The sequence below is a fragment of the Pseudomonas sp. GV047 genome (assembly GCF_003058245.1).
In the GTDB taxonomy this organism is placed as follows: Bacteria; Pseudomonadota; Gammaproteobacteria; order Pseudomonadales; family Pseudomonadaceae; genus Aquipseudomonas; species Aquipseudomonas marginalis.
In genome coordinates, this window is record NZ_QCWA01000003.1 from 580,593 (window position 1) to 599,332 (window position 18,740).

The window sequence follows — 18,740 nt, forward strand, 5'->3', positions numbered from 1 at the left end:
ACTGCCACAGCTTTCCCGGCCACTACGAATAACGGTGTGAAACACGCAAAGGGTCAGCGCTCTCGTGCCCTTTGCGTTTACTGCAATCCCTTCCCGGCTTAGATGCCCAGGCAGAGGTATTTGATTTCCAGGTAGTCCTCGATCCCGTACTTGGAGCCTTCACGGCCCAGGCCCGAAGCCTTGATGCCGCCGAACGGCGCCACTTCGTTGGAGATCAACCCGGTGTTGACCCCGACCATGCCGTATTCCAGGGCTTCGGCCACACGGAACACACGGCCCAGGTCACGGGCGTAGAAGTAGGACGCCAGGCCGAATTCGGTGTCGTTGGACATCGCGATCACTTCGGCTTCGTCTTTAAAGCGGAACAGCGGCGCCAGCGGGCCGAAGGTTTCTTCCTTGGCGACGGCGGCGTTTTTCGGCACGTCGACCAGGATGGTCGGTTCAAAGAAGTTGCCTTCCATGACCTTGCCACCGGCCAACAGCTTGGCGCCTTTGCTCAGGGCGTCGGCGATGTGTTCCTGGACCTTGGCCACGGCTTTTTCGTCGATCAGCGGGCCGGTGGTGGTGCCTTCTTCCAGACCGTTGCCGATCTTCAATTTGGCCACCGCGACTTTGAGTTTTTCCGCAAACGCGTCGTACACCGAATCCTGGATGTACAGGCGGTTGGCGCAGACGCAGGTCTGGCCGTTGTTGCGGTACTTGGAGATGATCGCGCCTTCGACGGCCTTATCCAGGTCCGCGTCGTCAAACACGATGAATGGCGCGTTGCCGCCCAGCTCCAGGGAGACTTTCTTGATGTCCTTGGCGCATTCGGCCATCAACTGGCGACCGATTTCGGTCGAGCCGGTGAAGGACAATTTACGCACGATCGGGTTGCTGGTCAGCTCGCCGCCGATATCGCCGGCGCTGCCGGTGACCACGCTCAGCACGCCTTTCGGGATACCGGCACGGTGCGCCAGCTCAACCAGGGCCAGGGCCGAGAACGGGGTTTGCGAAGCCGGCTTGATCACCATGGTGCAACCGGCGGCCAGGGCCGGGCCGGCTTTACGGGTGATCATCGCGGCCGGGAAATTCCACGGGGTGATGGCGGCGGTCACGCCGATAGGCTGCTTGATCACGATCAGGCGCTTGTCGGGCTGGTGGCCGGGGATCACGTCGCCATAGATGCGCTTGGCTTCTTCGGCGAACCACTCGATAAAGGACGCGGCGTAGACGATTTCGCCCTTGGCTTCGGCCAATGGCTTGCCTTGTTCCAGGGTCATCAGGCGACCGAGATCGTCCTGGTTTTCGATCAGCAGCTCGAACCAACGACGCAGCTTGTTGGCGCGCTCCTTGGCGGTCAGCGCACGCCAGGCCGGCAGCGCCTTGTCGGCGGCCTCAATGGCGCGGCGGGTTTCCGCGGCGCCCATCTTTGGCACGGTACCGATAATCTCGCCCGTGGCAGGGTTGTTGACCTTGATGGTCTGACCGTTGTCCGCATCCACCCAAGCGCCATCGATAAAGGCCTGCTGGCGGAACAACTGGGAATCTTTGAGCTGCATGTCGGCTTTCCTTAACAGCACCGCGCGCACGCGGAGCGAATTAGAGTTGTTGAAAGGCGCCTTGTGGGCTGCCGTCAGGGAAATCAGCCCCCGCGCGCGCGATCATCAGTGAACTGCGCACGAGAGACAGAGCGTTTGAAATCTCAAACGAATCCTAGGATCAATGGGGGTACAGGGCAATAGTCTGTTCGAAAAAAAGAACGAAAACGGCGCATTTGCCGGATTTTTCTGATCAGCGTGATTTGAGCGCGTTCCGCCGTGTTGACCAACGGCGCCCGGCGCAGGGCCTCTGCGCGGCAAATGCCTACGTTTGAACGGCCAAAGACCGGCATGGACGCCCAAGGTCGACATGGGTATGATGTCGCCCGCACAAGCATCCGTAGCTCAGCTGGATAGAGTACTGCCCTCCGAAGGCAGGGGTCGTGGGTTCGAATCCCGCCGGGTGCACCAGATATAGATGAAAAGCCCCAGGTCGAAAGGCCTGGGGCTTTTTTGTAGACTGTCGATCAGCCCGATCACTGAGTTCTCACATGAGCGACAGCAGCCAGAACCAACACCCTCCAGCCCCACTAGGTGAAATACTGCTGTTCCAGAGCGGTGACGGTTCAGTTCGCCTGGAGTGTCGTTTTGACAGCGATACCCTGTGGCTATCGCAGGCCATGATTTGTGAGTTGTATGGCAAGGCGAAAGCGACTATCAGCGAACATATCAGCCACATCTTTGCAGAGGGCGAATTGGCTGAAAATTCAGTTGTTCGGTTTTACCGAACAACTGCCGCCGACGATAAGCCCTACAACGTCAGACACTTCAGCCTACCGCTGATTCTGGCCGTCGGTTATCGAGTACGTTCCAAGCGAGGTACGCAGTTCCGCCAATGGGCTACGCAGATATTGCAGGAGTTCTTGGTCAAAGGCTTCGTCATGGATGATGAACGGCTGAAGAACCCTCCAGTGGGTCGTTCATTGGCTCCTGACTACTTTGACGAATTGCTTGAACGCATTCGCGATATCCGCGCCAGCGAGCGGCGGGTTTACCTGCGAGTTCGGGAAATTTTCGCGATGGCTGCGGACTACGTGCCGTCGAATAGTGAAACGACCGCTTTCTTTCAAATCATTCAAAACAAACTGCACTTCGCGAGCACCGGCCTTACCGCTGCCGAACTAATTGCCCAACGTGTCGACTCGACACAACCAAATATGGGCCTCACCAGCTTCAAAGGTGATGAGGTACGCAAAAGCGATGTCACGATCGCCAAAAACTATCTGCGTGCAGACGAAATTTCCGCATTGAATCGCATTGTCACCATGTGGCTGGACTTCGCAGAAGACCAAGCGTTGAGGCGCAAGCAAATCTTCCTACGGGACTGGCAGGAAAAACTGGATCAGTTCCTAGCCTTCAATGACCGTGAGGTTTTGCAGGATTCTGGACAGGTCAGCAAGCACGTGGCTGACGACAAAGCGAAAGCGGAGTACGAACGTTACAATCAGCAACGCAGGGTATTGAAAGAAGCCAAGGGAGAATCCTTAAGCATTGAGGCACTGCGGGCGATCTCACAGAAGACAAATCAGTGAAGCCGTTCGTATGGCTCATAGGCCTCAAGTCAAAAGACCTCGGAATTTTTGTGGGGCGGCATCGACGCCCAAATGCTGAGCAACCTCGATAACCCCCTGACCCCCGGAGACTCACGGATGAGCACTTCCAACCCACCCATCACCCTTGCCAAGGGCGCCGCCAGTGCGACGCTGATCGGGGTGATTGCCGTGTTTTTGTGGGCGTGCCTGGCGCTTCTGACCACCTTGACCGCCGGCATCCCGGCCTTTCAGTTGCTGGCTTCGAGCTTCGCGGTCGCGTTCGTGGCCAGCCTGTGCGTGCTGGGGCTGCGTGGCGCTGCGGGGTTCAGCAGCTGGCGCCAGCCCTGGCCGGTGTGGGCAACAGGTTTTGCCGGGATCTTTGTCTATCACGCGTTGTATTTCTTTGCCCTGAAGGCCGCGCCTGCGGCTGAAGCCAGCCTGATTGCCTATCTGTGGCCACTGCTGATCGTGCTGCTGTCGAGCCTTGCCACCGGCGAGTCGCTGCGCAAGCGCCAGCTGCTGGGCGCCTTGCTCGGCCTGGCGGGGACGGCCTTCATCATGCAGCTGCGGGCCCGGAGTGACAGTGCGTCGATGCCGGTGATCGGTTACGCCGCCGCCTTTGCGTGTGCCTGGGTCTGGGCGATCTATTCGGTGTTCAACCGGCGGTTCAGCCATGTTCCGAGCAGCATCATCGGGGGGATCTGCGGGCTGGTGGCAGTGGCCGGCGGGCTCTGCCACCTGGCTTTCGAAACCACGGTGCGGCCTGAGCCGGGCCAGTGGGCCGCAATCATTGCCCTGGGGCTGGGCCCTGTGGGCCTGGCTTTTTTCGCCTGGGACCACGCGACCAAGCACGGAAACCTATCGATGCTGGGCGCCCTGTCTTACCTGGCGCCGCTGTTCTCCACGCTGCTGTTGATTGCCGTGGGGCAAAGCGATGCCAAGCCGATCCTGATGATTCCCGCGGTGTTGATCATTACGGGGGCGGTCATCGCCACTTCACGCTCACGCACGACCTCACGGTGATCTCGACGGGCCGAGTTTTTCAGTCGCGCCCACACGTCCCCCACTCCCCTTCTCTGTCTTGCTTGGGGAGTCGGGAGCGGGGCAAAGACTGCGGCGGTCAGCGTGCGCGTCAGACCCTGGCAGGCGACACAATGATCTTCACATTGTGTTCCTTGTTTTTAACCAGTTCCTCGAAGCCCTGGCCCACGATCTGTTCCAGCTGAATGCGCCCCGTCACCAGTGGCGAGATGTCCAGCCGCCCATCCGCGATAAACGCGATCACGTCGGCGAACTCCCCGTTGTAGGCCAGCGCGCCGAGTACCTGTTTTTCCGTGGCCACCAGCTCGAAGAAGTTGAATTCACTGGGTTCTTCGAAGATGCCCACCAGTACGCACTTGCCGGCCTTGCGGATCAGGTCGATGGCAAGTTTGGCCGTGTGTTTGTTGCCGATGCATTCGAAACTGACGTCCGCGCCGAGCCCGCCGGTCAGGCGGCGGACCTCGGCCAGGGCGTCGCATTCATTCGGATCGAGCACGTGGGTCGCCCCCACTTCCCGGGCCTTGGCCTTGCGCGCGCCGGACATTTCCAGCGCGATCACCTGGGCCGCGCCCGCCGCCTTGGCACACATGATGGTGCACAGGCCGATGGTGCCGGCGCCGACCACCACGACGTTTTGCCCGAGCAGGCTTCCGGCTTTTTTCACCGCGTGCATGCCGACGGCCAGAGGCTCGATCAGCGCCCCGGCTTCAGCAGGGAAGTTCGCCGGTAGCTTGTACAGCAGGTTGGCGGGCACGTTGACCAGTTCGGCGAAGGCGCCGTTGTTCATCAGGCCGGTGAAGGCCAGGTTCTCGCAAATGTTGTAGAGCCCGTGGGTGCAGTAGTAGCAGGTGCCGCAATGCTGGCAGGCGTCGGCCGCCACCGGCTCGCCGACGCTGAAACCCTGTACGCCGGCACCGAGTTCGACGATCTCGCCACAAAACTCATGACCGAGAATGCACTGGCCCTTGATCCCGGTCAGCGGGTGCGGGGCGTCGACCGGAATGAACACCGGGCCGGCCACGTACTCATGCAGATCGGAGCCGCAAATGCCGCACCATTGCACGCGGATCTGCACCCAACCGGCAGGCGGCGAAACGGGCAGCGGCACGTCTTCGACGCGGATGTCGTTACGACCGTGCCAGACAGCGGCACGCATGCTGCGTTGCGAGTTGCTCGAAAGGCTCATAGCGAAGTCTCCTTGAAACGGTTGGCACTGGCGCGCCGGGTGGGTTGCCAGTGGCCAGAGCAAGGCCGGTGCCAGCTGTGCAAAAACGCCTGGACGCCCCTCTCCTAGAGCCGCCGAATGAAAACCTAAGATTGACCGGCATCGAGGTCAAACGAGACGCGCCATGCCAGATCGCCCACGGTAGCGACGAGACCGTGAGACGTTGCGTCTCACTGCAAGCGTTGATGCCAGGGGCGTACCTGATCCACCTCAGTCGTCTTCATTAGGGGCGCTTCGCACCCCAACGCGGGGCAAGCCCGCTCACCACAGCAAGCCCGATCACCACAATAAGCTTGCGCAGGCCCACCCGATAACCCATTCGAGATTGCACCTCCACGCCCCACGTGATCGAGGACTACTCGTAACTTGTGGTGAGCGGGCTTGCCCCGCGCTGGGCTGCGAAGCAGACCCAAAACCAGGCGCTGCGGTTTACCTGACAGAACACAGGGATCCTGATTGGGGCTGCTTCGCAGCCCAGCGCGGGGCAAGCCCGCTCACCACAACAAGCCCGATCACCACAGCAAGCCCGATCACCACAAGTAGGGTGTTCGCCCTTAACTGACGGACTCGCCGCCAACCAAGGGTGCTCAGCGGCCCAAGCCCCCTGTATGACGTTTTGTCGGCCGATCTGTATCTAACGCGCGCCCTGCTCCCGCCCTACCATCAGGTGCATCCAACCTGCGCAACGACGCGCTCAACCTACAGGAGTTAACCCATGCCCGAACTGTCGAGCCTGCTGGCGTATGGTCTGATTTCCCTTGGCATGGTGCTGACGCCCGGGCCGAACATGATCTACCTGATTTCGCGCTCGATCTGCCAGGGGCCGCTGGCCGGGTTGATTTCACTGGGCGGCGTGGCGCTGGGTTTCGTCGTGTATATGCTGTGTGCGGCGCTGGGGATTACCGCGTTGCTGATGGCAGTGCCGTATGCGTATGACGCACTCCGGCTCGGCGGTGCGCTTTACCTGTTGTACCTGGCCTGGCAAGCGGTCAAGCCCGGCGGGCGCTCGGCGTTTCATGTGCGCGACTTGCCCAGGGACGGCCCACGCAAGCTGTTCATGATGGGCTTTGTGACCAACCTGTTGAATCCGAAAGTCGCGGTGATGTATCTGTCATTGCTGCCCCAGTTCATCTCCCCCACTGGCCACGGCAGCGTGCTGACACAATCCATCGTGCTGGGGTTTACCCAGATCATGATCAGTGTGAGCGTGAATGCGGTGATCGCCATCATGGCCGGTTCCATCGCGACGTTCCTGGCGGCCAAGCCGGTATGGCAACTGGTGCAGCGCTGGCTGATGGGGACGGTGCTGGCTGGCCTGGCGGTGCGCATGGTTTTTGATGCGCGGCGTTGAAGACGGGCCTTGAGGGCACTGTGGCGAGCGGGTTTGCCCCGCGTTGGGCTGTGCAGCAGCCCCAAAACCAGACGCTGTGCGCTATCGGGTATACCGCATTTGTCTTCATTGGGGGTGCTTCGCACCCCAGCGCGGGGCAAGCCCGCTCACCACAGATTACCGGTGGCCCATTCTTTCTTGGTCAATGCTTGCGCAGCGCCTCCAGCCGTGCGGGCAGGTCTTCCTCGGGAAAGCGCGCGTGCAACGCCAGCAATTTTTCATCCGCGGCTTTGCTTTCACCCGCTTCACGCAAGCGCACGATCGACTGTAACTCTTGCTCCAGCGACGGCAACGCTGACGGTGCGCGCTTGCTGAGCCTGGCGCTCGATTCATCTGCCAGCGCACCTGCCATCTCAGCCTGAACCGGCGCACGTTCAGCCTTGGGCGCGGCGGCGATGCGCGCCATCGGCGCCGGTGCGGACAACGCTTGCGGTGCCGGGCGGGCGGTTTCCTCGTGCATGGCGGAGAAGGTCGCCGTGGAGATTTCAGGTTGCGGCACGGGCGAGCGCGTGACCACGCCGATCATCAGCGCCAAGCCGGCCACGGTGGCGAATGCCATTTGCCAGCGCGGGCGTTGGCAGGCGTGCAGCCAGCGTTGCCACAGGCTCGGTTGCGGTGCCGGGGCTTCGCGGCGGGCGGCGTCGAGGATGAAGGCGTCGAGGGACGCGGGCGGCTCGCCGCTGCTGTGTTGACGGTAGTGCTGGATCAGCACGTCGTCGGTGTCGGGCGTATGTCGGGAGTCGGTCATGCAAGTATCTCCTCGGCCAGCAGGCGGCGCAGTTTCTGCTGGGCGTAACGCAGGCGGCTTTTGACGGTTTCCAGCGGGGCTTGGGTGAGGGCGGCGATTTGCGGCACGTCGAGGTCGCCGTGCAGGCGCAGCAGGAAGACTTCGCGCTGGTCTTCAGGCAAGTCTTGCAGGGCAGCGTCGAGGCGCGCCTGGTCGCGGCTCAGGCTCAGCTGTTGCTCGGGGCCGGCGCTGTCGTCGGCCTGGGCGTGCAGTTGCTCATCGTAGCTGTCGTGCAAGGGGTTATGGATGCCGTGCTTGCGCCAGTGGTCGATCAGGCGGTTGCGGGCGATCTGGAACAGCCATGTACGAAAACTCGCCCGGCCTTGTGGCTGGGTGTTGCTGCGGATCAGGCTGAGCCAGGTGTCCTGGTAGATTTCCTCGGCCAGTTCGGCCTTGTTGCTCAGGGACACGAGGAAGCGGTAGAGGCCTTGGCGATGCCGCGCGTACAAGGCTTCGAACGCGGCGGCGTCACCGGCGCGGTAACGGGCCAGCAGCGATTCGTCGCTGGATGGATCATCTGGAACAGCCATGCAGGGGGCGAACTCCTTTTATAAATTTAACGCTGTTCAAGTGTGGGAGGGCAAGCCCCCTCCCACATTTGATCAGTGTCCTGTTTGAGATCAGGGTTTCAGGCTTTGGGCCAGTTCCACCAGTTGCACGAACTCGTTGCGCAGACCAAAGGGGTCATCGCCCCGGGCCGAGCGGGCCAGTGCGGCGGTGTCCTTCAAACTCATGCTGCCAGTGTAGCGGCCATCGCCCTTGAGCTGTTGGGTGAAGGCGGCCACCGCCGCCGAGAAGCGCAGGTCGTCGCTGGCCTGGGTGGTTTCGTGGCGGATGGGCCGTTCGATCAAGCGGCTATCACCGCCCGTAGCGGGCTTGTAGCGCACGCGCAGCATCGCCAGTTCATCGGATTTACCTTCGGCCGCAGGCGCAGTGGCGTAGCGCAATGGCTCCAACCAGCCCTTCTGGCCCTTCGGCACAATTTCATACAGCGCGGTCACGGTATGCCCTGCGCCGATCTCACCGGCATCGACTTTGTCGTTGTTGAAATCCTCACGCTTGAGGGCGCGATTTTCATAGCCCAGCAGTCGATACTCGCTGACCTGTGCCGGGTTGAATTCCACCTGCACTTTCACATCCCGCGCGACCACCGCCAGGGTTGAACTGAGCTGGTCCACCAGCACCTTGCGGGCTTCGCGCAGGTTGTCGATATAGGCGTAATTGCCATCGCCGGCATCCGCCAGTTGCTCCATCAGGTGCTCGTTGTAGTTATCCACACCGAAGCCGAGGGTGGTCAGGGACACCCCGCTTTTACGCTGCCGGGCGGCCATTTGCTTGAGGCTGTCGAAGTCGCTGACGCCCACATTGAAGTCACCGTCGGTGGCCAGCAGGATGCGGTTGATGCCCTTGTCGATAAAGCCTTCGCGGGCCATCTGGTAGGCCAGTTCGATACCGGATGCGCCTGCCGTGGAACCGCCGGCGGTGAGTTGATCGATGGCATTGCGGATCCTGGCCTTGTCGCGCCCCGATGTGGGCTTGAGCACTACGCGGGACTCACCGGCGTAGACCACCAATGAAACCCGGTCCTGATCACGCAATTGATCCACGAGCAATTTCAGGGTGCTTTGCACCAACGGCAAGCCTTCGCGGCGGTCCATGGAGCCGGACACATCCACCAGGAACACCAGGTTGGCCGGCGCCAGGTCCGCCACGGCGCGGTCGGACGCCTTGAGGCCGATGCGCAGCAGTTGGGTATGCGGGTTCCACGGCGTGGCGGCGACTTCGGTGGTCACGCCAAACGGTGAGCCGTCGGTGGGCAAGGCGTAGTTGTAGGGGAAGTAGTTGACCATTTCCTCCAGTCGCACAGCGCCTTCGGGCGGCAGGCTGCCTTGGTTGAGGAAGCGTCTGACGTTGGCGTAGCTGCCTGTGTCGACATCCACACTGAAGGTGGACACCGGCGTCTCGGCCACGCGATGCACCGGGTTGTCCGGCAGGTTGGCGTATTGCTCGCGGTGTTCGCTGCGGTAATCCATCGCCGCTGATTCCTGCATGCGCATTGGCGCGGGCATTGCCATGCGCTTGACCAAGGCGCCCTGGGGCGACGCGCGTTGCAGCTCGGCAACGGGCTCGGCCGGTTTGGCCAACTCAGGGGACGAAGACAGCCCACACCCGGCCAGCGCCACCACCAGGGTGACGGCAAAGCCTTGGGCAGCAGGACGCAGGAAGAGCAGAGGACGGGACATGGGCTGAACCTCGTGAATGAATGATCCGTTCACAAGGTCAGACGCAAGGTGCGGGATGTTCGGGTTAACCCTGGTTCGAATAACACCACAGTCCAACTGTGGGAGGGGGCTTGCCCCCGATGGCGGTGGGTCAGTCAAACATGTACTGACTGATCTATCGCTATCGGGGGCAAGCCCCCTCCCACATTTGAACCGAGGCGATGAACTCAGTCCGTGCCGTACTTCGGGTTACGCGGGCCGTACAGGATCCCCGCGCGTTGGCCCGGCGACAGCAGGCGTGCACTGGTGATGCCGGCAATCGGGTGCGCCGCATCGGTGGAGCTGTTGATCACTTGTTTGACCGCCGCGGTGATCAACATGCCCACCAGGCCGCCACTGTTGTTGTTGCCTTCTTCGCTGGACGCCCGCGCCGAACCGGTCCACAGGGTGGTGCCGGTGCGCAGGTCCACCAGTTTGGCCGAGGCCGTCACCGCGGTGTCGCTGGAGATCAGCATGTACTTGGTGCCGTACTCGCTGACGGTGATGTACAGCGCCGCGTCCGCGCCGAAGATGTCATGCAGCTTGGCCGGTGGCACGCCCTGGATATCGTTGGCGGTGGTCAGGCCGTTCTGGCGGAAGGTTTCGTCCACCAGGGCAATCGGCAGCACGTAGTAGCCGGCTTCGGCCAGCGGGTAGGTCACTTGCGAGACCAGGCTGTACGAGGCCTGCACTTCCGGCGACTCGTTGATCGGCGGCAGTACCAGGATCGACTTGGGCCGCGCCTGTTTGTACGCGGTGTAGTCAATGGTCTTGGGCGCTGCGCAACCGCCGAGCAAAGCCAGGGCCAGCAGGGCGCCGGTGAGTTTTAGCAGGCTCATTTGGTGGCCACTCCGGTCTTGGCGTTTTTCAACAGGAAGTCCATGTACGAGGCAGACTCGGGGAACAGCGCCTTCTCGGTGCGGAACTCCTGCACCATCTGGTCATCCTTGCCCATGCTCAGGTACAGCATGCCCAGGTGCGCGTGGTAGCCCGGCGGCGCCTTGCGGCCGCTGGCGTTGATCTTTTGCAGATCACGCTCCAACGCCTCGACCTGCGCTTCCTTGGGCTCGCCCTTGAAGTACTCGTAAACCTGCGGCTGGTAGCTTTCCCATTGATACAGGGGCTGGGGCGCCGTGTGGCACCCGGCGACCGCCGCGATTGCTGTCAGCATCAGCGCCAACTTCACTGCCTTGCTCATCCGTGTACTGCTCCTTGAGGGGTTGCTGATCAGTTGCGCGGGTTCCAGGCGCCGGCGTTGATGCCGTCGACCAGGCGGTTGATGGCTTCGCGCATGGCCAGGTCGAGGACCTTGCCATTGAGGGTGGAGTCGTAGCTGGCGGTGCCGCCGAAGCCGACCACTTCACGGTTGGACAGCGCGTACTCACCGGCGCCCTGGGTGGAATAGACCACTTCGGAGGTGCTGATGTTGACGATGTTCAGTGCGACCTTGGCGTAGGCCACTTGGGTCTTGCCACGGCCGAGGATGCCGAACAGCTGGCGGTCGCCGGTCTCTTTGCGGCCGAATTCGGTCACGTCGCCGGTCACTACGTAGTCAGCGCCCTTGAGCTTCTGCGCAGTGCCCTTGATCGCGGCTTCCTGGGAGATTTCGCCCATGTTGTCGCGGTCCAGCACGCTGAAGCGGTTGGTCTGCTGCAGGTGGGTAATCAGGATGGTCTTGGCCTGGCCACCGAGACGGTCGACGCCGTCGGAGAAGATGCCGCGCATGTAGCTGGAGCGGTTGTCGAACTTGCCCACGGCGATGGGCACGCGCACGCCGGAATAGGCGACGTTGGCGCTGGCGACCTGTTCCACCGGCATGGCGCGGTTGCTCTCCGTGGCGCAACCGGCCACGGTCAACAGCGCTGCGGCGGTGAGGCCGGACAGCAGGATTTTGGACAGTGTGTTCACGGGGTGCTCCTAAATGGGGGGAATCGGGTATGGCAGCTGACGCTAGCGAGACGGAATATCGCGCAGGTCGTCGACGATGTAGTCGCTTAGCCCACTAGTGAAATACCGCTCGACACTGGAGTTACCGCTGTTGGTTACAACGCCGGCAAGGGTCCTCCATTGTTGCGGCTGGCCTCGCCAGTTGCTGGGCTCCAGGCTGGGGCGGTTCTGGGCGAAGTGCAGCACCTCGGCACCGGCTTTCTTGACCTTGACCTTGTAGCCAAAATCGATGCTTTGCAGGATGGTGCCGTCGTCAATCAACAGGTTCGAAAACCCACCATTGGAGTCGATGATATGGCGCACATAGACGACGTCGACATCCAACAAATAATCGGCGCTGTCTTTACTGGTTGCGTAACGCTTGGCTTTGAGCAAGCGGTTTACCAGATCGACGCCGAGCTCCTGGCGAACTTTGTCATCCGACATGAAGTGCTTACTCTTGCCCTTCACGTCAACGTTGAAGGTGTCGAGCCAGTAAGTAGCAGTCTTCGGAATCGTGACCGGTGCCGGCGAGATGTAGTACTCCGGCTTGGAGGCGCAGCCCGCCATCAGGCAGGCGACGAGGAATACGGCAAACATGCGCATGTCTGGATTCGTCCCTGAAAAGTATCGTGCTTTAAACAATCGCGGCATTTTACGGGGTTGAGAGCGGTTCTCAAGGTGTTTCGTCGGTTGCCGTGCGGTGGCGCACATTCCCTCAAGTTATGGGGATACGGGTCGAGACAGTAACTTGGCTTGCTCACTTATAGGGACATTGCGTGCTTAATACTCTGCTTCGGGCTACGGCCCTGATCGCTGCGCTGTCGATGACCGGCTGCGTTTCCTACACCGTCACCGGCCCCATCGCCGCCCCGCTCCACCCGGTCGCTGTCAGCAGCCCGCGCAGTGCACAAATCGCCGATGTGACGGTGAGCGCCGCCGACGTCAACGAAGCCAACAAGGCCGCCATCAGCAGCTCCCTGACGGCCCAGATCACTCAGTATGTGCGTACCGGGGGTTACTTCAAGCAGGTCACCGAGTACCCGGTGCGCCTGGGCGAGCAGGACGTGACGCTCAAATTCAACATGACCGCCCTCAAGGGCCATCGCGCGCCACACCCGGCGTACGTACCCGGCGCGCTGCTGACGCTGACCATCTGGATCTGGGTCAACGGCCCGATCTACGTGGACAGCTTCGAGGTGGCCGGCGACCTGGTGATCGTCGACCGCAACGGCAAGGAGCTGGCCAAGGCCAAGGATTCGATCAAATTCGAACACAACGTCGGGCTTTACAGCGGCCAATACTGGGCACCGTCGATGGGCGGCCAACAGCTGACCAAACTGGTCGGGCAACTGCTCGACACCGCCACCGCCAAACTGGCCAAACCGTAATTTCAAGGAGTGATGCATGAAAGGATTGATCAAACACAGCCTGGCACTCGCCGCCGTCCTGCTGACTGGCTGCGTGTCTTACTCGCAGCACGAGTTGCCCGCCGTACAGACCTGGCCACCGACCGCCAACGCGCCGGCGCAAAAGCCCACGGCGTACGTGCACACCACCGCGCAGAACCACGTCAACGGCGGCCCGGGCAACGCGGCAGTCGGCGCCCCGGTGGCGCTGTGGGAAAAGGCCGTGGCCGATTCGTTTCGCCAGTCCAACCGTTTCTCGCGGGTGAGCACTGACAAGGTCGACTCGGATATCTACGTCGATGCCACGCTGCACAACAACGAACAGTTCAGCATGGCCTCGGCGATCATCACCGGCGCGACGTTCTTCATGATCCCGAGCACAGCGAAAAACACCTTCACCCTGGAGACAGTGTTCAAGGACAAGGATGGCAAGGAGCTGGGCCGCGTCAAAAAGAGCGAATCAGTGCGCACCTGGATGCACCTGGTACTGATCGTGGGCATCCCGTTCCAGGCAGACACGCGGGAAGTGGTCGAGGCGCTGACGCGCAGTACGCTGGATGAAGCGGTGCAGCGCAAGTTGCTGTAACCCCGCCCCTGTAGGAGCGAGCTTGCTCGCGAAAAACCGGAGAACACCGCAGGCATTCAACATGCCCGCGGTATCGTTGCCAGCCTCAGCTCACTTGATCAGGTCAGGTCGAGTGGTCTTGAGCATCGCTGCGCTCACCGCCCCCTGAACCGAACAGGTGATCATGCCTTTGCTGGTCTTGGCCAGGTCACCGGGTGCGGGCTCGACCATCAAGATGCGTTCGGCCGTATCGGTGACCAGCTTGCCCGCGTTGTCATCGCCGCCTTCCGGCACCCAGGCTGATTGCTTGTGCGACCAGATCTGCGCACGCGCGTAGATACCGTTGGCTTTCTCCAACGCCGTACCCGGTACTTTACTCAGCTGTGCGTAAAGCGCGTCGGGCGCCTGCTCGGTGTAGAAACCCCAGTTGATGATGCGCGAACCCATCAGGTCCTGGTCTTCGGCGAAAAAGCCGGTCAAGGTCATACCGTCAAGCGTCAGCGGCGTGTCGAACATCCAGCGCTGGCCCATATCGGACTTTGTGCCGCCGCTGAGCGTGATCTTGCCGTTCTCCAGCTTATGGGCAACACGCTCCTTGAGCCCTGCCTGGCTTACCACCGCCAGGGAGTTCTGGTCGCAGGCGAGAAAACTTTGCAGGGCAGGCGCCGCGGCGAAGCTGCTGGTGCAGGTCGCCAGTGCAGTGAGTGAGATAAACAGACGATACAGTTTCATTGACAGCTTCCTTGGGTCCAAATAATGGGTGGGTGGGAGCAAGTTTGCTTCTGCAGTAACGGGATAAAACGGTTAACACGCATACAGGGCTTTGAGCATCATGCCGTTGGCATCAACTCACGGTGTTTTATTGGATGTGATCAATCGCAGGCTGAACGCCAACCCGTCCTGAGTTAAACCGGGCGGCCCGTCCAGGCCGCCCTGCTCAGGAATTGATGACAATCGTCCTGGCCAACATATCGCCCAAGCGACGACGCAGGCCGAACAGTACAAAAAGACCGTCCAGCACACTGAACACCATCTTCGGAACATTGCGCAGGAACGACTGGAACAGCGTGCAGTTCGTGGGGTACGGGTAACCCACCACGGCCGTGCGGCACACCCGCTTGCCCAGGCTCTGGCCATTGGGCAAGGCATCGCAAAACAAGTAGTACCCGAAGGCTGAAAACCACAGCACATAGTGGAGACCATCAAACAATGCCGGGCCTCCTGCCGAGCCCAGATAGAAATAGGCATAGTCCAGGTTTCTGTTCAAAAACAGCAGGAAAAATACCACCGCCATATCGATCAGATAGCCGAGCAACCGTCTGAACGGGCTGGCGATGTCCCAGGTTTGCGTAGCCGATACCGAATCGTTCATGACGTATTTATCCCCTACCGTTGTCATAAATATCCGCAAGGCTGCGAACGCTCGTCAGGTTGCCGGTCTGAACCACGATGGTCTTGGCGAACATATCGCCCAGGCGCGTTCTGGACTCCATGAATATCCACACCCAATCGATCACCACCAGCGCTCCGGAATTGCGGGTTAACGCCTGGGAAACCGTGCAGCTTTTGCGAGTTTTACGGTCGACGACGGCGATGCTCAACAAACGCTTACCCAGGCTCTGGCCGTTGGGCAACGCATCGGCCAGCAGGAAGTAGGCGAAGGCTGCAAAAAACGCCGAGAGAAAACCAGCCTTGGGCGTCACGGCCGGCACGTAGGCAGACAATGCACCGGCGCAGAATTTGACGATGAAAAAGATCAGGACTGCGATGGCGCAGTCGATAAGTCGCGCGGCCAGGCGCCGGCCGATGCTGGCCAGGATCGTCGGGCGTTTGGCGGTGTGGTTTGCGTCCATGCGGTATTGCTCCAGACTTATGGCGTTGGTGTGTGTTTCGGCTGGGCGCAAATCGGCTCCCAGCCTCTCAATGGTATTGCTGTGCTGCCCGCTGGCCGGGAGTACCTGCGCCAGCGATGCTCGAAAGGCTCATGGGAAAGTCGTCCCGATGCGCCCCCGCTCACTCGAGAACCAGATGCCGGTGACCTTGCCCACCACATCCTCAACCGCGACCTGGCCCATGAAGCGGCTGTCGTTGCTGTTGTAGCGGTTGTCACCCAGCAGGTACACGTGGCCCGGTTCGACTTTTACCGGCGCAAGCGTCAGTGACTCGGGGCTTTGGACCCGGTCCACTGGGGCGTGAAACAAGCCGAGGTTTTCGCCGTTGCGGATCAACTCGCCATTCACGATGGCCAACGTATCGCCGCCGATGCCCGCCACACGCTTGATTGCTTCGGTGCCATTCCAGCGGTACACCACGATATCGCCGACCTCGGGCGCACCGGCCTTGAGGTCGGACACAATGTAATCGCCGACCGACACCGTGGGTGCCATCGAGCCCGTCGGCACAAAGTACGTTTTAAAGCCCAGCAACGGCACCCGAAGCACGTCCAGCAGAACCAAGGTGATCACGATCAGCACGCCCACGTAGAGCGCATGGAACCGTTTACGCGGTATACCCTGCGGGCCGGTGTAGCGGCGTGCCAAAACAGCAGAGGTTATTGCCGAGGCCAGCTTCACCGTAATGACGAAGCCCAAGAGTACATACAGCCCGACCGGTGTTGCGATCAGCCCGCAAAGGCCCATCAGGATAACGCCGGCGTACAACAGTGCCGCGACACAGACGCCCCATTTGATGCGATCGACGTACACCAGGCCCCAGCCAGCCACCAGGCAGGACATGAGGAAGGCTTGGAGGGAGAGTTTTACGGGTTTCATTGATCGTCCTTGATAAGGTCAGCGCGGGCAGCGCACATACTACTGCCTGGCTCGTCAATCCACGCAACCTTTGGCGGCTATCAACTGGCTAAGCATGAGGTTTGAAAAGTCTTCAGATAAGACCTCTGCATCATTCAGCCCAGGATCAATTTCTACAACTGACCAATAGGGAGAATTCTCAGAACTTCCATCACGCACGTGTGTTTGGGGAAATAGTGGTCAGACCACCATTAATGTAACCGTGTTCTGCCCGGCAGGCTGTTGTGCCCATGCCGGCGCGCTGTAAGAAACATCTTCCGAGTCACGCCAAACTCCATTCGCAAAGCTCACTGGCCGCTGTGGGTAACAAACCAACAGCCCTTCGACGAACTGACAAAAGGACAAGTCAAGTCGCGTTATCCAACGCATATTGTCGATTTCCAAAAATCGCCAGTTGTCTCCGCTGTCAAAACCGAAAGCAGTCCCGACACTATCCCAGCCGAACAGCCACACCTCGCCCTTCGCGCCCGCTTCATAGGGCCCGTCTTTATAAATTCCATCATCACCGAAGTAGTCAGCCTTAGCAGAAAGCAGCATCGGTTGAATCGTCAAAAGCGGCAGCGCGCGGTCGTCCTCCTTGATTTCACCGTGCCCCGTTCCTGTATAAAAGCAAAGTACTCGTCGGGAGCCGCCGGCCACTGCTGCCGCATCACACTTATTTCACCTGAAGAAACAGGCGTCAGCCGCTCTAATAGCGCACATCCCAGCGCATTAAAGACTTCTAATTTTTCGTACATGTTCACGGTAGCCTCGGGGTTACTGCGGAAACGCTTTCAGCTACCCGCTTGAGTGCTCCTTATTGCTCCGCACGCCAATCGACATAACCTTTCACCTCAATCAGTTGATTAAGGATGAAGCTTGAGAAGTTATCGGCCAGCACCCTCACCTCATCGATCTCCGAATCAATCTCCACTATCGACCAATTATTGCCTGCATCAAAAGCATATAACACACCATCTGAAGTACCCGCAAAAACATACATCCGACTATAGGCATCCACCTCACATCCGGCGACTGAGGCGTATTTATCTGGACCATCTTCGATATAAAGCGCGCTGTCTAAATCGCCAAATCCAAAGACACCTAGAAACGCTAGATAGTCAGAGGGAACGCCGTCGCGGTCCGCCGCATCGACCCCACTCAATATAGCTTCACGATCAGTCAGGCGACTCCCGAAATCACCCTCATATAGTTCAGCGGAGGTGATATGGTTTATGAGATCACGAATTTCAAGTGTGTTTTCCATTATCATTTCCCAAATATTTTATCTGCAGGACCTTGAGCTCTGTGGATGCCGCCCTGATGTTCCAATCCGCGCAACGCAGGCGTAATGTTCCACCACTCAGATTTTCCACCAAACTTGTTTTCTATCACGTGATGGGCATCATAATATCGAAATTTTGTCTCCCCATTACTGGCGGTGTAGCTCTCTTTCGGCCAGCTTTGACCAGTATTTTTCTCCCATTCCTGACGCAAAACAGGTACTTTTTTCCTGAAGTCGGCCCGATTCAAATCAACAGCCTCTTTGGAAAGCCGAGAATAGGTATTTTCCCTCAGGTCAGCCTTCAACAGTTCCATTTGCTGCGGTGTAAATTGCCGCCCTGTTAAAGTCTGAATATCCGATAGGTAAGCTCTGGCATCTTTAGCTAACTGAGTACTCAGCAGGCCGGTTGCAGCCTCAGCCTTCTCAGCAGCAGTTGCGGCCCCCGTAACCGCGCCCTTGGGTACTGAAGTCAACCCGCCCTTGAGGCCGTATGCACTGGCAAATGCTACCGTAATGGCATGCATCCACATTACGTTATCATACTGTTCCTCGACTTCCGCCCGCGTCTTGTCCGAGCCTTTTGCCAAGTTGTTTATCGTGATATCGCGAAGAATGCTATCGGCGTCCAAACCCCGGAGAACGGCTTCCGCATTCGCCGCATCAACACGGTAAACATCTTTATAAAGTAAGTTGTACGCGACATTTTCCCCATATCCAGCGAGGGCTTTCTGAGCAGGGGCAATCAAGTTGCCGCACGCTGTACTGGATAAATTCCCGGCAGTGCACGCTCCCCGAATCGCTTCGTCTCGACTTTTATCGATAACGTCTATGTAGGCGAGTTCGTCCTGTTCATCTTCAGTGATGGTGCCCAGCATTTGCTTGCGTGAAAGCACAAACTTACGGGTCGCTTCCGGCACGCTGAGATAGTTATTCTCAACCGCATTCCTCCC

The 18,740-nt window shown here is 59.8% G+C and carries 22 protein-coding genes and 1 tRNA gene; 6 read left to right on the forward strand and 17 right to left on the reverse strand.

Features of this window, described 5'->3' with window-relative positions; genetic code table 11:
* Positions 1–98: 98 nt before the first annotated feature.
* Entirely contained in the window at positions 99–1,541 is a 1,443-nt protein-coding gene (gene gabD, locus C8K58_RS10955) for an NADP-dependent succinate-semialdehyde dehydrogenase (RefSeq protein WP_027607874.1), read from the reverse strand.
* A 373-nt stretch (positions 1,542–1,914) separates the two neighbouring features.
* On the opposite strand from gabD, the gene C8K58_RS10960 reads away from it, so the two are divergent.
* The 3 genes from C8K58_RS10960 to C8K58_RS10970 all read left to right on the forward strand — a co-directional run bounded on the left by C8K58_RS10960 (position 1,915) and on the right by C8K58_RS10970 (position 4,135).
* Positions 1,915–1,991, forward strand: a tRNA-Arg gene (locus C8K58_RS10960).
* A gap of 80 nt (positions 1,992–2,071) precedes the next feature.
* Positions 2,072–3,112, forward strand: a complete 1,041-nt coding sequence (locus tag C8K58_RS10965) for a virulence RhuM family protein (RefSeq protein WP_027607875.1) — start codon at positions 2,072–2,074, stop codon at positions 3,110–3,112.
* 117 nt (positions 3,113–3,229) lie between these two features.
* Positions 3,230–4,135 (forward strand): DMT family transporter, encoded by a 906-nt coding sequence (locus C8K58_RS10970; RefSeq protein WP_092358636.1) that lies wholly within the window; start codon positions 3,230–3,232, stop codon positions 4,133–4,135.
* 109 nt (positions 4,136–4,244) lie between these two features.
* Here C8K58_RS10970 and C8K58_RS10975 read toward each other — a convergent pair whose 3' ends face one another.
* Complete coding sequence (locus C8K58_RS10975; RefSeq protein WP_227432305.1) at positions 4,245–5,309, reverse strand: 2,3-butanediol dehydrogenase; 1,065 nt, start codon at positions 5,307–5,309, stop codon at positions 4,245–4,247.
* 784 nt (positions 5,310–6,093) lie between these two features.
* On the opposite strand from C8K58_RS10975, the gene C8K58_RS10980 reads away from it, so the two are divergent.
* Entirely contained in the window at positions 6,094–6,729 is a 636-nt protein-coding gene (locus C8K58_RS10980) for a LysE family translocator (protein WP_027607878.1), read from the forward strand.
* Positions 6,730–6,910: 181 nt separating this feature from the next.
* On the opposite strand, the gene C8K58_RS10985 is transcribed toward C8K58_RS10980, so the two are convergent.
* The 7 genes from C8K58_RS10985 to C8K58_RS11015 form a co-directional block, all read right to left on the reverse strand.
* Entirely contained in the window at positions 6,911–7,516 is a 606-nt protein-coding gene (locus tag C8K58_RS10985) for a hypothetical protein (protein WP_108573718.1), read from the reverse strand.
* The gene (locus tag C8K58_RS10990; RefSeq protein ID WP_027607880.1) at positions 7,513–8,085 is read right to left on the reverse strand and encodes an RNA polymerase sigma factor; all 573 of its coding nucleotides are present in this window, start codon (positions 8,083–8,085) and stop codon (positions 7,513–7,515) included. The genes C8K58_RS10985 and C8K58_RS10990 overlap by 4 nt, the downstream gene beginning before the upstream one ends.
* 90 nt (positions 8,086–8,175) lie before the next feature.
* Positions 8,176–9,798 (reverse strand): VWA domain-containing protein, encoded by a 1,623-nt coding sequence (locus C8K58_RS10995; RefSeq protein ID WP_108573719.1) that lies wholly within the window; start codon positions 9,796–9,798, stop codon positions 8,176–8,178.
* A 206-nt stretch (positions 9,799–10,004) separates the two neighbouring features.
* Complete coding sequence (locus C8K58_RS11000; RefSeq protein ID WP_027608085.1) at positions 10,005–10,655, reverse strand: DUF799 domain-containing protein; 651 nt, start codon at positions 10,653–10,655, stop codon at positions 10,005–10,007.
* Positions 10,652–11,014, reverse strand: coding sequence for a DUF4810 domain-containing protein (locus C8K58_RS11005; RefSeq protein ID WP_027608086.1), 363 nt, complete (start codon positions 11,012–11,014; stop codon positions 10,652–10,654). Before C8K58_RS11005 ends, C8K58_RS11000 begins: the two co-directional genes overlap by 4 nt.
* 29 nt (positions 11,015–11,043) lie before the next feature.
* On the reverse strand, positions 11,044–11,724 hold the full coding sequence (locus C8K58_RS11010) for a CsgG/HfaB family protein (RefSeq protein WP_027608087.1): 681 nt from the start codon (positions 11,722–11,724) through the stop codon (positions 11,044–11,046).
* Positions 11,725–11,766: 42 nt separating this feature from the next.
* A complete protein-coding gene (locus C8K58_RS11015) occupies positions 11,767–12,348 on the reverse strand; it encodes a hypothetical protein (protein WP_092358628.1) in 582 nt (193 codons plus the stop codon).
* A 173-nt stretch (positions 12,349–12,521) separates the two neighbouring features.
* Between C8K58_RS11015 and C8K58_RS11020 the strand changes: the two genes are divergently transcribed.
* Positions 12,522–13,133: a hypothetical protein gene (locus C8K58_RS11020; RefSeq protein ID WP_027608089.1), complete on the forward strand. Its 612-nt coding sequence runs from the start codon at positions 12,522–12,524 to the stop codon at positions 13,131–13,133.
* A 16-nt stretch (positions 13,134–13,149) separates the two neighbouring features.
* Positions 13,150–13,737 (forward strand): hypothetical protein, encoded by a 588-nt coding sequence (locus C8K58_RS11025; protein ID WP_108573720.1) that lies wholly within the window; start codon positions 13,150–13,152, stop codon positions 13,735–13,737.
* A 90-nt stretch (positions 13,738–13,827) separates the two neighbouring features.
* Here C8K58_RS11025 and C8K58_RS11030 read toward each other — a convergent pair whose 3' ends face one another.
* The 8 genes from C8K58_RS11030 to C8K58_RS32495 form a co-directional block, all read right to left on the reverse strand.
* Complete coding sequence (locus tag C8K58_RS11030; protein WP_027608091.1) at positions 13,828–14,448, reverse strand: hypothetical protein; 621 nt, start codon at positions 14,446–14,448, stop codon at positions 13,828–13,830.
* Positions 14,449–14,653: 205 nt separating this feature from the next.
* A complete protein-coding gene (locus tag C8K58_RS11035) occupies positions 14,654–15,088 on the reverse strand; it encodes an RDD family protein (protein WP_027608092.1) in 435 nt (144 codons plus the stop codon).
* Positions 15,089–15,095: 7 nt separating this feature from the next.
* Entirely contained in the window at positions 15,096–15,569 is a 474-nt protein-coding gene (locus C8K58_RS11040; protein WP_051429414.1) for an RDD family protein, read from the reverse strand.
* Positions 15,570–15,698: 129 nt separating this feature from the next.
* On the reverse strand, positions 15,699–16,487 hold the full coding sequence (lepB, locus tag C8K58_RS11045) for a signal peptidase I (protein ID WP_027608093.1): 789 nt from the start codon (positions 16,485–16,487) through the stop codon (positions 15,699–15,701).
* A 219-nt stretch (positions 16,488–16,706) separates the two neighbouring features.
* Complete coding sequence (locus C8K58_RS11050) at positions 16,707–17,063, reverse strand: hypothetical protein (protein ID WP_133822112.1); 357 nt, start codon at positions 17,061–17,063, stop codon at positions 16,707–16,709.
* Between the two features lie 11 nt (positions 17,064–17,074).
* On the reverse strand, positions 17,075–17,269 hold the full coding sequence (locus C8K58_RS32235) for a hypothetical protein (RefSeq protein WP_133822113.1): 195 nt from the start codon (positions 17,267–17,269) through the stop codon (positions 17,075–17,077).
* Between the two features lie 53 nt (positions 17,270–17,322).
* Positions 17,323–17,772: an SMI1/KNR4 family protein gene (locus C8K58_RS11055; protein WP_027608095.1), complete on the reverse strand. Its 450-nt coding sequence runs from the start codon at positions 17,770–17,772 to the stop codon at positions 17,323–17,325.
* A gap of 2 nt (positions 17,773–17,774) precedes the next feature.
* The coding region (locus C8K58_RS32495) for a DUF6862 domain-containing protein (RefSeq protein WP_371921649.1) at positions 17,775–18,740 on the reverse strand (966 nt) is incomplete at its 5' end.